Source organism: Coprococcus sp. AM14-16, from assembly GCF_003434675.1.
Lineage (GTDB): Bacteria > Bacillota > Clostridia > Lachnospirales > Lachnospiraceae > Coprococcus > Coprococcus aceti.
Genome location: NZ_QTLL01000002.1, coordinates 690040 through 712707, shown reverse-complemented (window position 1 = coordinate 712707; position 22668 = coordinate 690040). Strand labels below are relative to the sequence as shown.

General features: G+C 45.7%; 17 protein-coding genes. 2 read left to right on the top strand and 15 right to left on the bottom strand.

Annotated features, from left to right (window positions below; translation table 11 throughout):
• The 7 genes from DW159_RS09135 to DW159_RS09105 form a co-directional block, all read right to left on the bottom strand.
• Positions 1 to 858 (bottom strand): ABC transporter permease, encoded by an 858-nt coding sequence (locus DW159_RS09135; RefSeq protein ID WP_117550193.1) that lies wholly within the window; start codon positions 856 to 858, stop codon positions 1 to 3.
• 2 nt (positions 859 to 860) lie between these two features.
• Entirely contained in the window at positions 861 to 1790 is a 930-nt protein-coding gene (locus DW159_RS09130) for an ABC transporter permease (RefSeq protein WP_055145097.1), read from the bottom strand.
• An 88-nt stretch (positions 1791 to 1878) separates the two neighbouring features.
• Positions 1879 to 3453, bottom strand: a complete 1575-nt coding sequence (locus DW159_RS09125) for an ABC transporter substrate-binding protein (RefSeq protein ID WP_015534629.1) — start codon at positions 3451 to 3453, stop codon at positions 1879 to 1881.
• A gap of 26 nt (positions 3454 to 3479) precedes the next feature.
• Complete coding sequence (locus tag DW159_RS09120; RefSeq protein ID WP_015534628.1) at positions 3480 to 4829, bottom strand: aspartate aminotransferase family protein; 1350 nt, start codon at positions 4827 to 4829, stop codon at positions 3480 to 3482.
• A gap of 336 nt (positions 4830 to 5165) precedes the next feature.
• Positions 5166 to 6401, bottom strand: a complete 1236-nt coding sequence (fabF, locus tag DW159_RS09115; RefSeq protein ID WP_022216985.1) for a beta-ketoacyl-ACP synthase II — start codon at positions 6399 to 6401, stop codon at positions 5166 to 5168.
• Between the two features lie 123 nt (positions 6402 to 6524).
• Complete coding sequence (locus tag DW159_RS09110) at positions 6525 to 7775, bottom strand: glycoside hydrolase family 3 protein (RefSeq protein ID WP_117550190.1); 1251 nt, start codon at positions 7773 to 7775, stop codon at positions 6525 to 6527.
• 20 nt (positions 7776 to 7795) lie between these two features.
• Complete coding sequence (locus DW159_RS09105) at positions 7796 to 8131, bottom strand: cupin domain-containing protein (protein ID WP_022216987.1); 336 nt, start codon at positions 8129 to 8131, stop codon at positions 7796 to 7798.
• Positions 8132 to 8453: 322 nt separating this feature from the next.
• Between DW159_RS09105 and DW159_RS09100 the strand changes: the two genes are divergently transcribed.
• Complete coding sequence (locus DW159_RS09100) at positions 8454 to 8747, top strand: helix-turn-helix domain-containing protein (protein WP_015534624.1); 294 nt, start codon at positions 8454 to 8456, stop codon at positions 8745 to 8747.
• 102 nt (positions 8748 to 8849) lie between these two features.
• On the opposite strand, the gene fabG is transcribed toward DW159_RS09100, so the two are convergent.
• The 5 genes from fabG to DW159_RS09075 form a co-directional block, all read right to left on the bottom strand.
• Complete coding sequence (gene fabG, locus DW159_RS09095) at positions 8850 to 9590, bottom strand: 3-oxoacyl-[acyl-carrier-protein] reductase (RefSeq protein WP_117550188.1); 741 nt, start codon at positions 9588 to 9590, stop codon at positions 8850 to 8852.
• Entirely contained in the window at positions 9583 to 10506 is a 924-nt protein-coding gene (gene fabD / locus DW159_RS09090) for an ACP S-malonyltransferase (protein ID WP_117550186.1), read from the bottom strand. Before fabD ends, fabG begins: the two co-directional genes overlap by 8 nt.
• 576 nt (positions 10507 to 11082) lie before the next feature.
• Positions 11083 to 11316 carry an acyl carrier protein gene (gene acpP, locus DW159_RS09085; protein WP_022216990.1) on the bottom strand — a complete coding sequence of 78 codons (234 nt, stop codon included), beginning with the start codon at positions 11314 to 11316 and terminating at the stop codon, positions 11083 to 11085.
• A 110-nt stretch (positions 11317 to 11426) separates the two neighbouring features.
• Positions 11427 to 13781: a hypothetical protein gene (locus DW159_RS09080; RefSeq protein ID WP_117550184.1), complete on the bottom strand. Its 2355-nt coding sequence runs from the start codon at positions 13779 to 13781 to the stop codon at positions 11427 to 11429.
• 57 nt (positions 13782 to 13838) lie between these two features.
• Positions 13839 to 15956, bottom strand: coding sequence for an efflux RND transporter permease subunit (locus DW159_RS09075; RefSeq protein WP_117550577.1), 2118 nt, complete (start codon positions 15954 to 15956; stop codon positions 13839 to 13841).
• 182 nt (positions 15957 to 16138) lie between these two features.
• Between DW159_RS09075 and DW159_RS09070 the strand changes: the two genes are divergently transcribed.
• A complete protein-coding gene (locus DW159_RS09070; RefSeq protein WP_117550182.1) occupies positions 16139 to 16771 on the top strand; it encodes a TetR/AcrR family transcriptional regulator in 633 nt (210 codons plus the stop codon).
• Positions 16772 to 17106: 335 nt separating this feature from the next.
• On the opposite strand, the gene DW159_RS09065 is transcribed toward DW159_RS09070, so the two are convergent.
• The 3 genes from DW159_RS09065 to DW159_RS09055 form a co-directional block, all read right to left on the bottom strand.
• Complete coding sequence (locus tag DW159_RS09065; RefSeq protein WP_022216994.1) at positions 17107 to 17658, bottom strand: metallophosphoesterase family protein; 552 nt, start codon at positions 17656 to 17658, stop codon at positions 17107 to 17109.
• 134 nt (positions 17659 to 17792) lie between these two features.
• A complete protein-coding gene (locus DW159_RS09060) occupies positions 17793 to 20009 on the bottom strand; it encodes an RNA ligase (RefSeq protein WP_117550180.1) in 2217 nt (738 codons plus the stop codon).
• A 353-nt stretch (positions 20010 to 20362) separates the two neighbouring features.
• Complete coding sequence (locus DW159_RS09055) at positions 20363 to 22456, bottom strand: glycoside hydrolase family 13 protein (protein ID WP_117550178.1); 2094 nt, start codon at positions 22454 to 22456, stop codon at positions 20363 to 20365.
• Positions 22457 to 22668 lie beyond the last annotated feature (212 nt).

Sequence of the window (22668 nt, the reverse complement as noted above, 5' to 3'; positions counted from 1 at the left end):
CTATTTGCGAAGCTTTGGATCGAAATGAACCTGAAGATTGTCACCGATAAAATTCAGTCCGAGAACCATGATGATAAGAACGATGCCGGGGATCATGATATACCATGCATCAGATGCAATATAGCCACGGGCATCGGACATTATGTTTCCAAGGGATATCTTTGGCGGATTTATACCGAGTGACATGTAGCTGAGCAAGCTCTCGTTGATGATCATTCCGGCGATATCAAGCGGTATGAGAGGAAGCATGGCAGGGATCAGATTCTTGCCGATATACTTCGTGGATATCCTCCATGAGCTCGCCCCCATGAGCTTTGCCGCTGCGATATAATCTGTGCTCTTCTGGGGTATTACATTTGACCGCACCGTTCTCGCATAGGCCGGCCACAGTGCCAGACTCAGCACTATGGTTACCGACACCTCATTCGGTGCGAACAGTGTGAGTGCGATCATGGCAAGTACGATAAATGGGAATCCCATCTGTACATCGGTGATTCTCATCAGCACTGAATCCAGAGGTCCCGGACTTGTGAGACCGGATATGATTCCGACTATCAGTCCTATGATGGCGGCCAGCAGAACGCTGCAGAAACCAATTATGACTGAGGTACGGATCCCATACAAAAGTCTCGAGAACAGATCACGTCCTATGGCATCAGTTCCCAGCCAGTGTGCCGGATCCTGAAACGGTTTCAATAATCTGATGGATGGGTTTGCCTTGCCCGGGTCCGACGGCGCGATGAGCGGCGCAAAGATTCCGGCAAGGAGATAGATTCCTACAATAATGATTCCAAGTGTAAATAATTTGTTTTTACCAATCCACTGAAGGACTGATCTAAATTTACTTTTTTTCTTCATAATTACAGTCCTCCCTGTGCTTTTCTCATTCGTGGATCAAGACGGATACTTCCAAGATCAATGGCAATATTCAAAACAATAAAGAATACGGAAAACAGAATGATAATTCCCTGAACCAGGTTGTAATCTCTTCGAAGGATCGCATTTAACACCGTGTATCCGATTCCCGGGAAGTTAAATACATACTCGACAACAACGATACTTCCTACCAGAAAGCCAAGCTGTGTTCCTAGGGATATCAGTACAGGGATAAGTGAATTCCTGAGTGCGTATTTGAAATATATCGCCACTGTCGATATTCCTCTCGCATATGCAACCTTGACAAATTCCTGATTGTAGCTGTCTATCAGTGAGGAACGCACCACCTTGGTAAGCACCGCCGTGAGCGGGAGTGCCAGTGCAACTGTCGGGAGCACGCAGGATGCAGGTCCTGAATAATCCATTGACGGCAGCAGTCCAAGTCTGACTGAGAAAATAATGATCAACACGGAGGATACCCAGTAGTTAGGCATTGACTGGAACAGTACCGCAATACTCGAGATGAGACGATCCTCCCATTTATTTCCATTTAGTCCTGCGATGGTTCCCAGGATCAGGGATAATATGATCGATATGACCACTGAAGATATCAGCAGTATCAATGATAAAGGTGTGGCCTGCTCCATAACATTCAGGACTGTATCGCTCTTGAAATATGACTCTCCAAGATCTCCGTGGAACAGATTCACCATGTACATTTTAAACTGCTCCGGGATGGACTTTTCCAGTCCCATACTGTCTCTGATCGCCTGCTGCTGTTCTACTGTTGCTGTCGGAGCCATGACCTTCGCCGGATCTCCCGGTATCATTCGAAGTATTACAAAGCTGATAAATATAACGCAAAAGGTAACAAAAATGCCCTGTGCAAGTCTTTTTAAAACGGTTCCCAGCACTTTGATTTCCTCCCTTCTTAAAAAGGGCCACATGCTGTATCCTTACACATGCAGCCCCTTTTTGTGAATCTAATATATTGCTATGCGCTTACTCTTTTGTGACATTTGTGAAGATATAATCTGCACCACTTGTGTACTCAAGACCTTTGACATTTGATCTTACTCCGAAGATAGTCATGGACTTGATGATAGGGATATCAGGCATCTCCTCTGCCAGGGCCGGAAGGTACTCGTCCTGAAGGATCTGCTTTCTCTTATCTGGGTCTGTCTCAGTTGCGAATCTGTCCATGATGTCCTGAAGCTCTGCCGTAGGCTCATAGTGACTGATTCGACCTGCTGCATACCATGAATTCAGCTTCAGCTCAGGTTCGATTCCTGATGGCTGCCATCCACAGTCGATCATGTAGCAAGGAGTTTCTTCATATAACACATCGCCCCATGATGAAGTATCAAGTGGAACGACCTTACAGTTGATACCGACAGCCTGTAAACAAGCTGCAATGTACTCGTAATATTCCTTTGTCTTAGGGTAAAAACCAACGGATGTGTAGATGTTGAGCTCTGGAAGGCCCTCGCCATTCTCATAGCCGGCTTCCTTCAGGCACTCTGCAGCCTTCTCAGGATCGTACTCGCCGACACCACCTACAGCCTTGTACCCCCATATAGTTGAGGAGATAAAGCTGTCTGCCTTCTCTGCATATCCGCCAAATATATCATTTACGATTCCGTCATAATCGATCGCGTAGGCTATCGCCTTTCTGACGAGCTTCTCATTCATAGGCGGCATCTTGAACTTTGGAATAAGGTGCTTACACTCTGTGGTGAGGAACTTGTCAACCACGATATTGCTGTCTGACTCAAGCACAGACACCGCATCGGAATCAACACGCTCGATGACATCGGCCTCACCTGACTGCAATGCTGACAGACGTGTTGTGGCATCCGCAACGTACTTGTACTCGATCTTCTTTATCTTAGGAAGAGTTCCCCAGTAATCGTCGAACAGCTCATATGTCGCTGTATCGTTCTCAAAGCTTACCATCTTGTATGGGCCGGTTCCGTTGTATCTCTTATCCAGAGTGTTCTCAGGATCTGCAAGATCGTCAGCAGACATTATCGGAGTTGAACAAAGCATGTTGACCAGAGAGCCAAGAGGCTTTCCCGATGCCGGAGTTATGGTAAATGTATAATCGTCGATGACCTTACACTTTAACTCATCTGCCCACCATGAACCGGATACGTTCTGTGAGCTTGAATATGCCTCACATGATGCTGCGGCATCCTCTGCGGTAAAGTCTGAACCGTCGTGGAACTTTACGCCCTCACGAAGCTTGACCGTCAAGACTGTCTGACTGTCGTCATATGACCACTCAGTAGCAAGATTAGGCTGTGGCTCCTGTGTCTTCTCATCCATGACCAGTAGATGTTCCAGAGCTATGGCCTCTGCGTGAAGCATCATCGTGGAAGTGTGCTTCAGTGGGCTGAGTGATGCCTGCCAGTTCTCTGCTCCCAGGATCACCAGTGTGTCCTTGTCCGTCTTGGACTCAGAGCTTGTTGTCACTGCCTGTGTGCTCCCATCTGTACTTCCTCCAGAGCTTCCACATGCAGTCACCGTAAGTGCCAGTGCGGCTGCCAAAAGTATTGAGCAAATCTTCTTTTTCATAATTCTTCCTCCTTTTCGTGTGTTATCTATGACTCAAGCTGATGCAGACATTTATCGAGGGTTGATGCTATCCAGTCGATATCGCACTCCTGGAATGCCATAGGCGGACGAAGCTTTAAGACATTTCCATAAGGGCCTGCAACAGAAGTCAGTACATTGTTGTCTCGCAGAAGTTCGATGGCATCCAGTGCCTTCTGCTGATCCGGAGTCTTCTTGCCGTCATTCTTCGCAAGCTCAAATCCAATGAACAGGCCTGCGCCTCTGACGTCTCCCACAGAATCAGGATGTCTGTCCTTTACCTCCTGCAATGCTTTCAGAAGCTTTGCACCGACCACCTTGCAATGCTCCTGCAGCTTTTCTTCTTTTATGACATTAAGCACAGCCTGTGCGGCTGCGATAGCCACTGGATTTCCTCCAAATGTATTGAAATATGGAAGTTTGTCGCTGAATGCGGCGAGTACCTCATGCTTGGCGGCAAGTCCTGAGATCGGGATTCCGTTACCCATAGGCTTTCCTGTTGTCACCATGTCAGGTATGATTCCATGTCTGGCAAATCCCCAGAACGCATCTCCCGTTCTTGCAAATCCCGGCTGTACCTCATCGGCGATGAATACACCGCCATTCTTATGTACCACATCGATGGCCGCCTTCAGGAAACCGACCGGATTCGGATGTACTCCATCTGATGAGAATATAGAATCTGCAAGGAAGCATGAGAACTTATATCCTGCTGCCTCCAGCTCATCGATCTTCTTCTGCATCTCCCCTGAGTACCATGCGGTGAACTCCTCAGGTGTACCGCCATGTCTGTAATAGTCAGGTGTCTCAATGAGTCTTACATTCGGAAGCAGTGGCTGCTCGCTTCCAAGGGCTGGTGAACATCCCGATGTCAGAGCACTTGTTCCGTGGTACGCCTCCCTTGAAACTATGATTCCGGTGCCGCCCGTGTATTCCTGTGCCACTCTAAGTGCCAGGTCATTTGCCTCAGAACCGGTACACATGAACATTATCTTGTCTATCTCGTCCGGCATCATCTTCAGCAGATCCTCACTGTAATCAATGATCCTCTCATGCAGATAACGTGTGTGGGTATTTAAAAGCTTCATCTGCTCTGTAACTGCCTCGACCACAGCAGGATGGCAATGACCGATTCCTGCCACATTGTTGTACATGTCCAGATATTTATTCCCCTCTGCATCCCAGAGGTACTGTCCCTGTCCTCTCACAAGGTTGACCGGCTTTCTATAGAAAAGTCTGTATGCGCCACCCATCCATTTCTCACGGCGGTTTATCATATCCCTTGTCGTGTTACTGAGCAGTGAACTGTAGTCATCACTGTAGCTGTTAGTGTCCATAATGCTTGATTTAGTAGCCATATTCCACCTCCAAAAGATTTCCCTGTTAAAACAAAAGGGGCACAGAGATGAAACTTTACAGTTCTATCTCCGTGCCCCTTTGCACTCTAAAATCAGATACGCGCTTCTGTTTTGCTTTGTATCATAGCCACGCCATGTGGGATTGTCAACACATTTTGTGGGTTTTTCTGGTTTTCATTTGTTTTTCATGTTTTTTTGTGTTGTTTTGTGGTTTTATTAGTTTATGTCCCCCAAATATTTATTTTATTAACCTGGGACAGCGCACAAAAAAACATCACTCCTGTGTCCGAAGTGATGTTTTCCTGTTATATGTAATTATCAGTAATCCTGCCTGTATTATGCCTCGAACTTCTTCACAAGTATACTTGCGTTGTGTCCGCCAAATCCCAGTGAGTTGCTGAGCGCATATGTAATATCCTTGTGTACACCCTCGCCCATGGTGTAGTTGAGATCCATCTCACCCTCTGTCTCGCGGAGACCAACTGTTGGATGGATGTATGAATCCTCTATGGACTTCACACATGTTATGAACTCAACTGCTCCGGCAGCTCCAAACAGATGTCCTATCATGGACTTTGTGGAATTGATGTTCACGTTGTATGCGTCATCGCCCATAGCATACTTGATGGCTCTTGTCTCAAAGAGGTCATTGTGATGGGTACTTGTTCCATGTGCGTTGATGTAGTCAACGTCAGCAGGTGTGATTCCGGCCTCCTCCATGGCAAGCTTCATGGCACGTCCTGCACCACTTCCATCCTCCTTAGGGGATGTGATGTGATATGCATCACAGGTTGAACCATATCCGACTACCTCAGCCAGGATCTGGGCACCTCTCGCCTGAGCATGCTCAAGTGACTCAAGTACAACAACTCCTGCGCCCTCTGCTATTACGAATCCACATCTGTCCTTGTCAAATGGTATGGACGCTCTCATAGGATCCTCTGCACTTGAAAGTGCTGTCATTGAGATAAATCCTGATACATTTGTCTCACAGATAGGTGACTCTGCACCACCTGCAACCATGACATCGGCCTCTCCTGCCTGTATATATCTGTAAGCCTCTCCTATAGAGTTTGTTCCTGTGGCACAGGCTGTAACTATGTCAGTACATTTGCCCTCAAGGCCAAACTGTATTGCAACATTGCCCGCAGCCATGTTGGATATCATCATAGGAACCATCATTACACTGACTCTGTTCGCTTTGCCCTCTACAACCTTCTTGTGCTCCTTCTCTATGGTTGCCACACCGCCAAGTCCGTTTCCTATACATGTTCCGATCCTTGTTCTGTCTTCCTTCTCAAGGTCAAGACCTGCATCCTTGATCGCCTCGCCTGTAGCTGCTATGGCATACTGACAAAATGGCTCCATACGTCTTGCCGCCTTTGGATCCATATACTGCTTTGGATCAAAGTTCTTCACCTCAGCAGCAAGCTTGCACTTGTAATCGCTGACATCAAACTTTGTGATCTCTCCGATACCAACTGTATTCTTCTTTATATTATCCCAGAATTCTTCTACACTGTTTCCTATAGGTGTCACAGCACCCATGCCTGTTACAACTACTCTTTTCATCTCATACCTCGTATTTTTCATTCTATCTGCTGACAGTGCATTTTTGCACCCCAGATAAAAATAATTTTACCACAATGTAATATATATAACAAGGTTAAATAGTTTTGATTACTACATAGTTTGCTATTTGAGCAGTCCGCGGCTCTCCTTCAGGGTGAGTATCCTTCGGACGCTCTCGTCTATCCTGTCCTCTGACAGCTCGCCGTCCGCCACTGCCTGTTCTATGGAATTCACCGCCGACGCCATATCCTTCGGCTGCAGTATCATATCCATTCCGGCTTTTACCGACATCACCACCGCATCATCCACACTGTAATTGTCCGCTATGGATTCCATCTCAAATGAATCGGTTATGGCAACTCCTTCAAACTTCAGTTCATCCCTGAGAATACCGGTCGCTATCTTGTATGAGAGAGTGGCTGGAACCTCGTCTATATCCGGGACGATCAGATGTCCGACCATGACAAATTCTGCCCCCGCCTCTATACCCGACCTGAACGGCTGCATCTCATCCGCCATAATCTCTTCCTTTGTTCTATGCACATAGGCACTGCTATAATGTGAGTCCTCCGCCGTGTCTCCATGCCCCGGGAAATGCTTCAGGGTGCACATGACTCCTCCGTCGTTGAAGCCCTTCACTGCATTTCCAACGAGCTCTGCCGCCTGAGCGTAGTCATCACTGTATGCGCGCTCGCCGATAACCGTATTGTCTGGGTTCGACCACACGTCCGCCACCGGCGCAAAGTCGAGATTGAAGCCAAGCGCCGACATATCATTTGCTATGGTGTATGCGTTCTCATATGCCGTTTCGTCTCCGTCGTCCTTGTAATAGTACATGGAGCCTATATATGTGGTTCCGACAGTATCCATCAGGCGGTTTACCACGCCGCCCTCCTCGTCGGTCGCCACAAATAATCCTATACTGCTGTACTTCTGGGAGTTGTCGATCATCTCCTTCACCTGATCCTGACTCTCAAGGTTCTTCGCAAAGTACACGATACCGCCAACAGGATAATTCTCCAGAGCCTGTCTGGTCGCATCCCCTGCCACTGTCACGCCGTCCTCTCCCGTGAGCTCCTCCGGAGTCACAAACATCATCTGACAGACCTTTTCATGAAGCGTCATCCCAGCAAGTGTCTCATCCACCAGACTCGGCTTCTCCTCCTCGGTCACCTCCGTCGTTTCCTGGCTATCCGCGGTCTGCTCTTCTGTCGTAGTTCCGCTCTCCGTGACATCAGCAGCTACGCCTGTATTTCCATTGTCATTTTCTACGTGGTCCCCGGCTTTCCCCGCGCTGCCTCTCAGCATGAAGATTCCCCATATTCCGGCTGCCAGACACACCATTACGATCAATAACACAATTGCTTTTTTCATTGGTTTTCTCCGTGATTCAATTACAACTGGAACACAACCACCAGAAGCATCTTGAACTGCTCCTTGCCGTATACGGCATGTGGATGCTTTGCAGGCATTACTATTGACTCGCCCTCGTGGAGTTCATACTTGACACCGTCTATTGTCACCTCGCCCACACCGTCAAGGCATGTCACAAATGCATCTCCGTCAGACTCGTGTGTGCTGATCTCCTCATCCTTGTCAAATGCAAATAAGGTTATACTCATGCATACATTCTGGGCAAGTGTCTTACTTACGACCTGTCCCTCCTGATATGCCACCTGATCCTTGAGCTTAAGTACCTCTGACTGTGCGATATTCTTCATGATTCCCATGTTCGTTACCTCCTGATATATTCTGATATATTGTTCGCTTATAGTATTATTCCACTTTTTAGTATTCTAGTATGTTGAAAAATCAACGTACTAGAATTGTTGTAATGATTTATTATGACATTTGTACGAATCAAAACAACCTGGCATGCACACATTACTATCAGAGTACATCTGATCAATAACAAATGCCCAAAATATGACAAAAAAAGCCATTTTTCTATTATAAGTATAGTTTTATCTTTTGTAAACCCAATACCATTCAGCTATTATTAATTAGTGAGGGTCACTACGTTTTTTTGGATTTAAAGGAGCTCTGATTATTATGATAGGTGAACAATTAAGAACACTGCGCACCGCGAACAAGATGACACAGAAAGAGCTTGCAGGGGAGTTATCAGTGGCATTCCAGACTATAAGCAATTGGGAGAACAATTCCATCGACCCGTCTGTGAGCATGATTCTCCGCATCGCTGAATATTTCAACTGCTCCACTGATTATCTTCTCAAAGGGGATGATTCAAGTGCCAAGTATATTGATACAACCCAGTTGACAGAACATCAGCATGCACAGCTTCTTGGGCTTGCAAAGGAATTCTCCAAACTGAACAAGAAATAAAACATAACTTTATAATGTTCATATTACAGATACAGGGTATCACAACATTGTTGCGATACCCTGTTTTCTATTTGTATTATTCCAGATCGTGATCTGTATATCCTACAGGCTCATGCCGCCGTCAACCTTGATGACCTGACCTGTTATGTATGATGCATTATCTGAAGCAAGGAATGCTGCTGTCTCAGCGATGTCTGATACTTCACCAAGTCTCTTGACTGTGATATGGTCAAGCATAGCCTCCTTTGCCTTGTCTGAGAGTGCATCTGTCATGTCTGTCTTGATGAATCCAGGAGCGATGGCGTTCGCTGTGATTCCACGGCTTCCGAGCTCCTTGGCTATAGACTTGGTGATACCTATAACACCAGCCTTGGATGCTGCGTAGTTCACCTGTCCAGCATTTCCCTCTATACCTACTACGGATGACATGTTGATGATACGTCCGTACTTCTGCTTCATCATGGTTCTGTACACATGCTTGATACAGTTGAATGTACCCTTGAGGTTGATATTGATAACATCGTCGAAATCAGCCTCCTTCATTCCAAGTACAAGATTGTCTCTTGTGATTCCCGCATTGTTCACGAGAATATCTATTCTTCCATATGTAGCAACTGCGAACTTCATGAGTGCCTCAGCCTCAGCGAAATCTGCAACATTTGCCTTGAATGCAACTGCCTCTCCGCCTGCTGCCTTGACCTCCTCAACCAGGCTGTTTGCGCGCTCCTCTGAGCCGTTGAAGTTTACTACTACCTTTGCGCCGTATCCGGCAAATGTCTTTGCTATCTCACGTCCGATACCTCTTCCGGCACCTGTTACCACTGCTACCTTGTCCTTAAGCATTCAGTTCCTCCAATTTCGCTAAATCGTCTACAGTTGCAATATTTATACTCTTTACCTCTCTGTTGATCTTCTTCATGAAGCCTGTGAGAGTCTTGCCCGGGCCGACCTCGATAAATGTGTCAACACCGTCAGCTATCATGTTCTCTATTGTCTGCTGCCATCTTACTGATGAGTACACCTGTCTCTTCAGAAGCTCTTTTACCTTGGCTGCGTCTGTGATCTCCTCTGCGTCTGCATTGCAGTAGTAAGGAGCAAATCCCTCTGCAACATCCACGCCCTGAAGGAAGTCATAAAGCTTCTCTCCTGCTGGAACAAGCATCTGTGAGTGGAAAGGACCACTTACGTTGAGTGGGATAACTCTCTTGGCTCCAGCCTCTGCAAGTGCTGCTGATGCTGCCTTAACAGCCTCTGCCTCACCTGATATAACGATCTGTCCAGGACAGTTGTAGTTTGCTATCTGTACCTTGCCAGGTGTGTTCTCACATACCTCGGCAATCTTGTCAGCGTCCATTGCTATGACTGCTGCCATTCCGCCCATTCCGAGAGGTACTTCGTTCTGCATGAGGATACCTCTTCTTCTAACTGTCTTGATGCCGTCAGCGAGAGTCATGGCTCCTGCTGCAACAAGTGCGCTGTACTCACCGAGTGAGAGTCCTGCAAATACATCAGCCTTGAGACCTGCGTTCTTCAGGTGCTCATATATGGCAACCTCTGCAGCAACCATGGCCGGCTGTGTGTACTCTGTCTTGTTGATGTCATCGTTCTCCTCGAAACAGATCTTCTTAAGCTCTATATCCAGAACGTCATCTGCCTCGTCAAATACCTTCTTGCTGTCCTCAAAACTGTCATAAAAATCCTTTGCCATGCCCACATACTGTGCGCCCTGACCTGGGAATATAACTGCTGTCTTACCCATTTCTTTTTTCCTTTCTTTTAACCTTTATTTTCTATATTTATATCTATCCTGCCACTATGCAGGCTTTTGAAATCACAAGTCATTTGCTATTATATGCCATGCCTCGCAAAATCGCAAGGTCAAGATGCCGCATGTGCGTTTAATGACGCAATCATCTACCGAGCAAGCTCGGAGATGATTGTGTCGCACGGCTCACGAATACTATGTGCGTTAATACCCCAGGTTGCTCCGCACTTCGTGCTCCCGCAACCTGACGCAGTACATTCACACTCCGGCCTGCCGGCCTTCGGTGTTTCATGTACCGCTTAACCGCCAAATGACACCGACATCTACCGAGCAAGCTCGGAGATGCCGGTGTCGCTTGGCGGTGTATTAACGCACAAAAAAAGCACATGCCATCAAGCCCCACGGCTCAAAGCATCTGCTGTAAATCAACTCTCATATAATATATATAACCTTGGATGGTCAGTCAGGACTCATGTCCTGGCTGGCTACCAAAGTTATGTCATGTCCGATACATGACAACTTTGAATAACAAATGTATTCAAAACAGTCCAATCTGTTCAGTTAGCAATATTACTCCTCAACACCCTTGCTCTTAAGGTAGTTAAGTACGTCCTCAAATGTAGCTACGTCATCGAGCTCCTCAGCAGGGATCTCAACATCGAACTCATCCTCAAGCTTCATAACGATCTCGTAAAGATCAAGTGAATCAACACCAAGATCATCCTTGAAGTTTGTGTCAAGCTTCATCTCGTCCTGTGAAACTCCTAACTGCTCCTCGAATATTGCCTTAACCTTATCAAACATGTTCTAATCCTCCTAAACTATAGTAAATGTTACCATTATCCTCACGGACGCTTATACTATAACCTAAGGCTACAGTAAAGTCAACACGAAGATTTTCATTGTTTTTTCGCTTATTTTTCAGCGTCAGACTTGATCGCACCTGTCTCATATATGAACTTAACTGTGCTCTTTGTACCATCGATCGTACCTGTGAAACTTGTGTAAGTTGTATCGTCTGAGAAGAGTGCCTCTATATAATCAATGTCTGCCTGATAGTTGCCTGCAAACAGCTTTGTGATCTTCTTGATACCCTCTTCGTTGAACTGCTTCATTCCATCGCTGAGAGTCTTTGAACCTGTTACAAGCTCCTTTGCTCCGTCATCCAGAGTCTTGCTTCCGCTGTCAAGCTGTGATGCTCCATCACTGAGGGTCTTTGCTCCTGCTGCGATCTGGCCTGCACTTGAATCAAGAGTTCCTGCCGCTGTCTTTAACTGGCTGCTTCCATTTGCCAGTGTTAAGCTTCCCTGATACAGTGTGTTCATATTTGTTGATATTGTAGCTGCTCCATCGCTGAGAGTCTTTGTACCCTTCTTGAGTGCTGCTGCACCTCTTGAGAGATCTCCGGTTCCCTTTGCGATTGCCTTGACACCTGCATATGCGGAATCGATTCCTGTTGAAATGCTTGAAGCACCGTCACTGATGGTCTTGAGTCCTGTTGACAACTCGCCCATCTTGGTATCCAGTGTCTCAGCACCCTGCTGTAATGCTGTTATCTGTGCTGTTGTCTCCTCTGAAGTCAAAGTAGCTGTGAGGGTCGTTCCTATCTGATCGATCGCATTGAGAGCACCCTTTGCCTTTGCAAGGCCTGTGTACTGTGCAAAATATGCATCGTATGTTCCATCGCCCTTTGCCGCATCCAGAGTAGTCTTACCTAATGCAAGTGCTCCTTCAAGCTGTGACATAGCCGCATCTATTCCGGCCTCGCTTGTTATGGAACCGCCGAGCTGGCTGTATACATTTGACTGAGCCTGGCTTACGATCTGTGATGGCATTCCTGTCAGCATGGTGATCAATGTGTTCACACCATTATTGAGCTCTGTAGCGCCCTTTGCAAGTGCCTGTGAACCTGCATATGCATTGCTTGCTCCTGATGCCAGTGAGCTTGCGCCCTTGGAAAGTCCAGGATTGCTGTCCGTTCCCTCAAAGCCTGCCTGAAGTTTATTTGCACCACTGTTCAGCTTGTCAGCTCCGCTCTTGAGTGTGCCAACACTTGTATCTACTGTCTTAGCTCCAGTTGCCAGTGTCTTTGCACCATCGTTGAGAGCTGATGAACCATCCTTTATAGACTTGATTCCATCGTCCAGAGTTCCCATGGCTGTTGATATCTGTGAAGTACCTGCTGCAAGCTGGCTTGTGTAAGTCTCAAGTGAAGCTGCACCGTCTGCCAGTGTGTCAGCGCCCTTCTTCAGTGAGTAAGTACCATCCTTCAGAGTCTCCAGACCATTTGTGATCTTTCCTGAACCCTCCTCGAGCTGATCTGCAGAATCACCGAGCTGATCCACACTGTCTGTGAGTGAGCTGACATCAGCCTTATCCTTAACCTCGTCTATGGCATCCTCTGCGCTTGATCCAAGAAGGTCACTTGCTGCAACCGTCATGGTCATTGAGAGCTCGAAGTCTGTGACATCCGCTGTAACCTCAACATAATCAGGTACATCTATGTTATCAAGTGCTGTCTCTATCTTGCTGTCATTTATACCATCCTGTAAGCACTGCTTGAATCCAGGAACTGCATATCCGACTACGATCTGGTTGCTTCCCTCTGAGATGACCTTACCATTCTCAACCTGAACGTTTGAGAACTTATCTACAGGAAGGATCATTCCTGAGAGCATTACAAATGGTGAGATGACCTCTGTATTCTTGCTGTCCACTGCGACTGTCTTCTTGGTGTTGTTGGTATAATCAAATCTGATGGTGACCTTACCGCTCTTGCCTGCAAGCTCTGAAGGCTCTATCTCCTCGCCGTCAAGCTTGTATGTTATCTTTACATCTACAGGGAGCTCCTCATTTGACTTGCCCTGATAGTAGATATCTGATCCATTTGCAGCCCATGTTATAGTGCCATCGCCGTTGTCCTTGTATTCCTCATAGCCCTTCACGTTCTGGATGTCTGTGAGGTTTGTCTTGTCGTTGAGTCCCTCTGCACCGTCTGAGTTCTTCAGCCATGTGCTGACTGTAACGTCATTTGCATTTCCATTTGCATCGGCAAGGACATATACTGTCTCTTCCTTGTCTGCGTCAGATGCGCCATCCTTGGATATCTCAGATGTAAGTGCATCCTGAAGTGTGTCTGACTCGCTCTCGGTTGTAGCCTCGGCCTTGTCTGAGGATGAGCTGTCATTTGTATCTCCGCATCCTGTTGCCAGTGATGCCATCATAACTGCTGATAATGCAACGCATATATATTTCTTCCATTTGATCATATTATTACCTCTTTTCATAGATTACAAAAGTTCCGTAGTTACATCTTTTTATAACTGCTATGCCTGAGTGGCTGCAGTGTCCTCATCGCTAACCTTCGCTGATGGTCCATCCATCAGGTTCTTCCTGTATCTGAACATGATGACCTTATCGAAGAGCATCAGTGCTGATGGAAGCATCAGGATAACTGCACACATACTTATTAGTGCTCCACGAGCCATAAGTGTACACAGCGCGCTGATCATATCTATATCTGAGTAAAGACCTACGCCAAATGTTGCAGCGAAGAATGAAAGTGCACTGACAACTATGGACTGTACTGACTTCTGGCATGCTGTTGCCACGGCGTCAAACTTTCTGTATCCGTTCAGTCTGTTTCTCTTGTACTTCGTTGTCATCAGTATGGCGTAATCAACCGTCGCGCCGAGCTGGATAGTACCGATAACTATTGAAGCTATGAACGGTATCTCTGTTCCGGTGAAGCATGGGATACCCATATTGATGAATATCGCAAACTCTATGACTGCCACAAGTACGATTGGCAGTGATATTGAACCGAATACACAGAGGATGATAATGAATATCGCTCCGATGGATACTGTACTTACAGATGCGAAATCCTTATCTGTTATAGTGATAAGATCCTTTGTACAAGGAGCCTCACCAACCAGCATGTTCTTCTCGTTGTATGAATCGATGGTATTATCGATCTCTGTACACTGATTGTTAACCTCATCTGAAGCAACCTCGTACTCTGATCCGACGAGTATCAGCTGCCAGTCATCGCTCTTGAGCGCCTCTGTGACATCTGAAGGTATGAAGTCGGTTGGAATACCTGCTCCAATGATGCTGTCAAGTCCGAGACAGAACTTAACTCCATCGATGTTCTCGATATCTGACATCATGTTTCTTGTGTCCTTGTCACTCTGATCATTTGTGACAAGTATCATATGTGTTGAATTCATGTTGAATGCCTCAGCCAGCTCTGTGTTGGCCTGAACACTCTCCAGGCTGTCTGGAAGTGATGAATCCAGCTTGTAATAAACCTTTGTATGATTGTATCCGTATATTGCAGGGATCAGGATGATCACGAACAATACAAGGAATACTTTGTAGTGCTTAGCTATGAATTTTCCTACTCCCTTGAACTCTGGAAGTATTACTCTGTGTGTTGTCTTCTCTATCGCCTTGTCAAACACAAGGATGAGTGATGGAAGTATCGTTACACATGCGATAACTCCGAGTACGACACCCTTTGCCATGACGATACCAAGGTCAAGTCCGAGGGTAAAGCTCATGAAGCACAGTGCAACGAATCCGGCAACTGTTGTTATGGAACTTCCCACAACTGATGATATTGTCTCTGCGATGGCGTGTGCCATAGCCTCTTTCTTATCCGTGTATTCCTTCTGCTGTGCCTTGTAGCTGTGCCACAGGAATATGGAGTAATCCATTGTAACTCCGAGCTGAAGTACCGCAGCCAGCGCCTTTGTTATGTATGATACCTGACCCATGAAGATATTTGATCCAAGGTTGTACACGATCGCCATTCCTATACTTGTAAGGAAGAGTACCGGGATCATGATAGAGTCCATTGTGATCGCCAGGATGATACTACTCAGGATAACCGCTATAAGTACGTATATCGGGGTCTCCTTCTCTGACAGCTTCTTGGTATCGACGACAACCGCTGACATACCGGACAGGAAGCACTGCTTGTTTGATATGCTTCTTATCTCCTCGATGGCATCCATTGTGCCGTCCGCCGATGTGGTATCATCAAATATGATGGCCATCATTGTGGCATTCTTTTCGTCATTGTTAAATGCATCATAAAGGCTTTCAGGAAGCATATCCTTTGGGACTGACAGGTCTGCAAAGCTGTCATACCATATAACCTTTGATACATGGTCTACTTTTTCAATCTTTGATTTCAGTGCGGATACATCTTTGTCTTCCATCCCCTCTACCACATACAGTGAGAAGGCTCCTGTACCGAACTGGTCAACCAGTATATCCTGACCTTTCATGGTCTCGATATCCTTCGGAAGATATGACAGAATATCGTAGTTTACCCTGGTCTTGATATAACCGTATGCCGCTGGTATGAGAAGAACTAAGCTGAGAATCAGTATTACGACCCTCGCACTTACTATCTTTTCTCCTAGTTTTAACATAGCCATAACATCTCCTTTTTCTATTCTGTGGTGGATTATACAACCTGATATTTCTTAAATAAACTACCCAAAATACGAAAACGTTTACATTTTGTTACAAATATGCTAATCTGTAACAAACGTTTGAACACATATTCAAAATTGATTATAAACAAATTATAAACTGAGGGAGGTTTGGGAAAGTGCCTAATCCAAGCGAGGAAAAGACTGAAGATAAAATTATCAAAAGCTTCAAAAAGCTTGTAAACGAATATTCCTTTGATAAGATCACTGTCACGATGATCGCTGAAGACGTCGGAATATCAAGACCGATATTCTACAGATATTTTAAAGACAAATATGAGCTGATGGATTACATGCTCTACAATGAGGTGACCAAGGAACTGGAGGTACTGCTTGAGCACAACATGATCCTTGAGGCCATAAAATATCTCTTCACACACATTATTAATGAAGCGAAGCTTTACAGAAAGCTTTTTGAGACAACCGGGCAGAACAGCTTTGAGCAGGTCATGATCGAACAGTTCACCAGTTTCTTCAAGGAACACCTGAAGATATTTGACACGGATCAGATTCCTGACAATCCTATGCTGTCTCCTCTTATTATATGTAAGTATTTGGTAATGGGTCTCACCGTTGCCATCAAGGGATACCTGAACAGCCCGGAGATCACGAGTATCAACGTGGATCAGGCTGTGGAGGCTTATTACTTCCTGGTGTCACACTCCATATTCGAACTTACCAAGGAGAATTTCCGGCCGAAGCTGTTCCAGGCGGTGGATCGAAATTACATTACGCTGCCTTCCAAGAATTAACTGCCGGGCGCCCATGGGTGCTGAGACGGACGCCCATAGGTGCTGACGAGGGATTGTGCCCATCCGGGAAAGCGCAAAAAGCCTACACGGTGGTAATCTACTTTTTCGTTAACACCTATGGGCTGGTTTTTTATAGCATTAAATTACACTATATGTCATTTAATATTTTCATAATTATACAATTCCTCCTTATTCCTTCTTTTCCGTTTACTTCTATGTTTTCGCTACATGATGCATTCTGATTTTACTTCCGGCAGTTATTGGAAGCATGTGGAATTACAAAACTTGAAAATACAGGTTGCCAGTTACATATACATACGTCCTTATACCTCTTATCATTTAGCCTCTGACTGTAATCTGGCTTGATATATCTCGTTATTTCGGATGATCTCGTCAGCGGTGCACGGCATGTAGTTGTTGATCATGCAGCCTACATTGTAAGCACGTCCCTGGCCGGTCATGAATCTGTACACTTCAGGACTGCTCTTGTGGATATGTCCATAGAAATGGTATGCCCCGCTTTTCTTCTTATTCCACTCAGCTATCGGAAAGTGACACATAACTATCAGCTTACCTCTGTCGCTCACATAGTCCATCTTCTGTATATCGTCGAAGTAGGACTGCAGCTTCTCACTTCCCATTATTACCTGATCGTGATTGCCAAGGATGAGGCGCTTGTGTCCTTTAAGTCTTGCAAGGATCGGCTCCGGATCTTTCAATTTAAAGCAGAAATCCCCGAGAATATACACTGTATCATTCTTTCCTACCCTGCTGTTCCAGTTATGTATCATTCCATCAGCCATATCATCCACATCTGTAAATGGTCTCTCATCAAATTTTATAGCATTTGCATGTCCAAAATGAAGATCTGACGTATAAAATATCATACAATATCACCTCTCATTCCTACTCAGCGTACCATGTAAATATATGCAGCAGCCTGGATAATTTTCTATGTCTGGCTGCTGCCATGATATAACATAACCCGTCAAACATTCACCGTGTTATCTCTTATGATCACCTATATCAGGCTATCGCCTTCCGCCTGCTTCATGTCATTATAAAACCATCTTCTAAGCGTGCATATATCCCTCGGAACATTTGCGGGATCCTCTGTATCGTGAAGCTTTCTCACCCACGCATAGTACTCATTTGCAAGAGGGGTGGTGAGTGCCGATGTCTTCTTGATATATCCGTTTCTGATAGCCTCATGGGATATTGTCCTCATAAACTTCCAGAAATTGTAGTATGCAAGCTTGAGCTTTGTCATATATCCGTCGCTGTCCTCGATGACAAACCCCTCTATGACTCTGCCGTTATACTCGTAATCATCCTCAAGGATATCATAATACCAGTCATAGAACTCCTGCCAGGTTGCAAGCTCGCAAGCCTTCTTCTTTGGTGTCAGGCCGAACCGGTGGGCTGTATCACACATCGCATCGTAATCATACTTTGCATAGTTTATCTGGTTGTAAACTATATCAAGCAGATACAGATTGCTCTCCGGGTACTCTATGATGTGAGGATCATGCTTCATATCAACACACTCAAATACAAATGTCACATTATTGTCCTTCGCAAACCGCTTCATATTCTCTATATTCTCCGGTGTCACCTTCTCATATATCATATCCTTCAGCCAGCCGGCGAATGGTCCCTCTATGGTGGATTTGCTCGCTATCAACAGATCGTCGTTGTACTCATCGTAGCTCACGAGTCCCAGGAAACCGTTCTCCTTGACATAGGCAGTCACCGGAAACTGCAGCTTATTCTGCAGCATATCAAACTTTGTCTCAGGGCGCTCATTGATATTAAAGAACTTGTCATACGCCCTCGCTGCGACTCTTCCCTTGAATGTGTCAATGTACAAGCCCCTTGCTCTTGTGGTCTGCTCATCCCACACCCTGTCATTGAATGCCTTGCTCGTGAAGTTGAATGACGAAATATTGCCAAATGTCTTCTCCTGTATGTACCTGTTCCCCCGCAAGGAGATGATCACATCTGCAACAGAGCTTGTGGTAACGGTCTGTTCCTCCTGTATCTCAGGTGCCTTGAACACATCGTTGTGGATCTCCACCTCATGGATTCCATCAGCATCCACCCGAACGCATCTGAGTTCCCCGCCATACTCGACTCTGCCCTCAAGGTTGAACACTCTGTCATTCACCCGCACCGGGAGCAGCTTGGTGTTCCTGTGTCCATGGATCTGATAGTAATTCGCCGGCATCTTCCCGTAGAATGTCTCTGCGATCTTCTCGAAATCATTGTAAGCTCCGACTCCATGTATCATCTGATCAGTTGCCACAAATGTGAGATTGTCGGGAATCACACTGAGTCCCGCATGGGTCACCAGATATACATTATCACCGTAGCTATAGTAAGCACACTGTCCAAACCTTCTGTAAAGCTTCCGCACCTCCTTCTTGTCGATTCCGGAAGCATCGAGGATTGGTCTTGTCACAAGCTCAAACTCCTTCGACCTGCCGGTGCAGTCATTTGCCCACAGCCACAGCCATCTCTCGTGATTGCCCTCAAGCATGAGAACATTCTTCCTGTCCGTGATAGATATCAGGAAATTTACAACCTCCGCATTCTCCACGCCTCTGTCGATATAATCACCTGTAAATATATAGAACTCATCATCCTTTATACCGCCATTGTCATCCAGATACTTCATCAGCGCTGTATAGCATCCGTGAACGTCCCCGATGTGATGGATCCTCTTATACTGGGAGAAATCCCTCTTCTTCATCCAGATGCTGTCAAGCTCGTCCGGCTTTATGACCGTGATTCCCGAAGGGATCTTTTGTGTGGCAAAGCGGGAGTACATCTTGTCAATAACGTCATCTGATACCCTCTTGAACTCTTCCCTCCCGGCATTTCTTCTCTTCACCTCTTCTATAGGTATATCTGTAAAATCTACACAATACATTCTGTATCTGTACGTCTCACACATATTCTTATATCTGTTCATCTCCGAAGTCTTGGAATTTGTGGCATCTATCACCGTAAATTCGCCCTTCTGCATGCGGATCTCAAGAAGGCTGAACAATGTCTTCCACACCGTACCATCATTGTTCTGACTGATTCCTCTCGTACCATCCACCTGCAGCACCGGACTCTGACAAAGCAGTCTGATGTCGTCCGCTGAAAGTGTGTATGGTTTTAATCCATTCTGCTCGATCCATGTAGATTTGCCACAACCGGCAGATCCCCTAAGCAAAAGCAATACTCTCATATTCTATCTGCCTCCTTCTTTACAATACTATTTTGTCCAATATACCCTATCTCCCTATATTTTTCACCCAACCTGTAGTTTAATCTATCTGTTTTCTAAATTGTGTTTCTTGGATGGTGTTTCTTGGATCGTTACAAAGTCATGGACAAACATAGAATTCGGCTCGCCGCAGATTTAGACGATAACACGGGCAAGCAATTCCATTTTCAATCCATTTTCTGTGCAAGCATTACTCTTGCAAATAAAAAAGCTCCCCGGCAAATGATTCTTTCAATAACATCATTCGTCCAAAGGAACTTTTTTATATTTTTATGTCATATATCTTTGTCTTGTATATCTTTGTCTTCCGGCCATCAGGCACGAACAAGCACCATCGCGCTCATCTTAGGGGCTTTGATCGTAAGTACGTTGTGCTCCACCATGAAATCCTGTGGCTCCAGCGTGTACCCCTCTTCATTTGTCAGCATGACTCTTCTGAGTATCGAGTGGTTGTACACACCTATCTGACGGATATGAAGCTTCAGATCCACATCCTCATAGTTGGTGTTCATGATGACTACCACCTGCTTGTTGTCCGTAAATCTTCCATAGCAAAGTATCTTATGTCCGCCATGGAGATATAATACCGAACCCGACTTAAGTGCCTCATACGACTTGTGTATCTTTATCATATCCTTGTGGAACTGTATAAGCTCCTGATCCTCGTGTCCCCATGGATAAGTTCTTCTGTTGTCTGGATCTGTCCATCCGCACACACCGGCCTCATCGCCATAGTATATGGTAGGAGCGCCCGGCCATGTCATCTGGAATACTACAGCCTGTCTGAATATACCCTTGTCCACGCCCTGATCGGCAGCATCCGCTCCCATGGTGTGAAGACGTCCGACCTTTCTGTTGGTTCTCGTGAGGAATCTGGAATGGTCGTGGTTGGACAGCTCATTCATGGACACGTCTATCGATGGTCTCAGGAATCTGGACATGTGATAGTTCATCGCGCCCTTGAACGCATCATAATTACCCAGAAGGTCACCGCGGAACTCGTCGCTGTGCTTCTCAACACCGCAGAGGAACCATGTGATAGGCTCCATGAACGCATCGTAGTTCATGACTGTATCCCACTGGTCGCCCTTCAGCCAGCTCTTCGGATCACCATAGTGCTCCGCCAGAATAATGGCATTCGGATTAGCCTCTTTTACATTTCTCCTGAACTCCCGCCAGAACTGGTGATTGTACTCAGGGGAATGTCCCAAATCCGCAGCCACATCAAGTCGCCATCCATCTGCATTATACGGAGGTGACACCCATTTCCTTGCTATCTTCATAATGTACTCAACCAGCTTCGGCGAGTCCTCATAGTTGAGCTTTGGAAGAGTGTCATGTCCCCACCAGCCATCATATGTTGTATTGTACGGCCATGCATTGTCATTGTAAAACTTGAAGAAAGTGTTGTAAGGGCTATCCTTCGATACAAACGCACCCTTCTCGTAGCCCTCCTGATTCTCGTATATACACTCCCTGTCCATCCATTTGTTGAATGAACCACAGTGGTTGAACACGCCATCCAGGATGACCTTCATGCCACGCTTGTGTATCTCCTCAACCAGCTCGGCAAAGAGCTGATTGCTAGCCTCAAGATTCTTTTTATTTGTAACTCTGTTGATATATCTCGACGACTGCTTGTTCTCAAGGCATCCGCCCGGAAGGCAGTCACCCTCATCGTCAACGATCCTTCCAAAATGAGGATCGACATAATCATAATCCTGTATATCATACTTATGGTTGGATGGTGATACGAATATAGGGTTCAGATATATTACATCCACTCCCAGATCCTGCAGATAATCAAGCTTATCCTTGACACCCTGGAGATCTCCGCCATAGAAACGTCCCACATCCATGATGCTCGGCCTCTGATTCCAGTCCTTTACCTGAACTGAACCGGTACCTATATATGCGTACTCATTATCCAGCACATCATTGGAAGTATCCCCGTTGCAGAACCTGTCCACAAATATCTGATAAAATACCGCACCCTTTGCCCACTCCGGTACCTTGAATCCCGGACATATCTCAAAGTCGTACTCTCTGTCGTTCTGCTTCGTAGGTCCCAGCTTGTCATAAAAGCATGTGACCCTTCCCGAATGTATCTCAAAATGATATCTTATGAATGGCAGACCTCCAGGTATCGTTGCCGTATAAAAGTCAAATATTCTGTTGGAACTCTCCTTTGTCATCTGTATCTTTTCTTCATTATATATAAGGAACACTTCATCCACATTATCGGCTGTAGTCCTGAATCTGACATTCACATCCTGATCCACATCCGGCTCCTGTGGGCTGACATAATATTTGCTTCCGTCCGCAAACAGTCCGCCTTTATTTAGTATGGGCTTTACATTATATACATAATCATGTATCTTCTGCCCATTGGTCTTCTTTTCCACCATACAATAAAATCTCCCTTGCACATACTCTTTTTTATATTAATACTTTTCGGGAGATTAGGCAACAAGATAAAACATATATTAGCTGCAAATATACAGCAGGAATCGCCTCATATCAGACCATCCTGCCCAATTTCTGTTTTAACCAAAAGTAAAAGAGACAGTCACCGAACGACTGTCTCTTTTGGAGAAGGTATTTTGTTACTTTTATGGGG

Bases quoted from the DNA above. Each gene is read 5' to 3' on its own strand.
- fabD (WP_117550186.1), bottom strand. From the start codon at position 10,506: ATGGGTAAGACAGCAGTTATATTCCCAGGTCAGGGCGCACAGTATGTG.
- DW159_RS09055 (WP_117550178.1), bottom strand. From the start codon at position 22,456: ATGGTGGAAAAGAAGACCAATGGGCAGAAGATACATGATTATGTATAT.
- DW159_RS09120 (WP_015534628.1), bottom strand. From the start codon at position 4,829: ATGGCTACTAAATCAAGCATTATGGACACTAACAGCTACAGTGATGAC.
- DW159_RS09110 (WP_117550190.1), bottom strand. From the start codon at position 7,775: ATGAAAAAAGCAATTGTGTTATTGATCGTAATGGTGTGTCTGGCAGCC.
- fabF (WP_022216985.1), bottom strand. From the start codon at position 6,401: ATGAAAAGAGTAGTTGTAACAGGCATGGGTGCTGTGACACCTATAGGA.
- DW159_RS09075 (WP_117550577.1), bottom strand. From the start codon at position 15,956: ATGTTAAAACTAGGAGAAAAGATAGTAAGTGCGAGGGTCGTAATACTG.
- DW159_RS09065 (WP_022216994.1), bottom strand. From the start codon at position 17,658: ATGATATTTTATACGTCAGATCTTCATTTTGGACATGCAAATGCTATA.
- DW159_RS09105 (WP_022216987.1), bottom strand. From the start codon at position 8,131: ATGGGAATCATGAAGAATATCGCACAGTCAGAGGTACTTAAGCTCAAG.
- DW159_RS09080 (WP_117550184.1), bottom strand. From the start codon at position 13,781: ATGATCAAATGGAAGAAATATATATGCGTTGCATTATCAGCAGTTATG.
- fabG (WP_117550188.1), bottom strand. From the start codon at position 9,590: ATGCTTAAGGACAAGGTAGCAGTGGTAACAGGTGCCGGAAGAGGTATC.
- DW159_RS09100 (WP_015534624.1), top strand. From the start codon at position 8,454: ATGATAGGTGAACAATTAAGAACACTGCGCACCGCGAACAAGATGACA.
- DW159_RS09135 (WP_117550193.1), bottom strand. From the start codon at position 858: ATGAAGAAAAAAAGTAAATTTAGATCAGTCCTTCAGTGGATTGGTAAA.
- acpP (WP_022216990.1), bottom strand. From the start codon at position 11,316: ATGTTTGATAAGGTTAAGGCAATATTCGAGGAGCAGTTAGGAGTTTCA.
- DW159_RS09125 (WP_015534629.1), bottom strand. From the start codon at position 3,453: ATGAAAAAGAAGATTTGCTCAATACTTTTGGCAGCCGCACTGGCACTT.
- DW159_RS09060 (WP_117550180.1), bottom strand. From the start codon at position 20,009: ATGAGAGTATTGCTTTTGCTTAGGGGATCTGCCGGTTGTGGCAAATCT.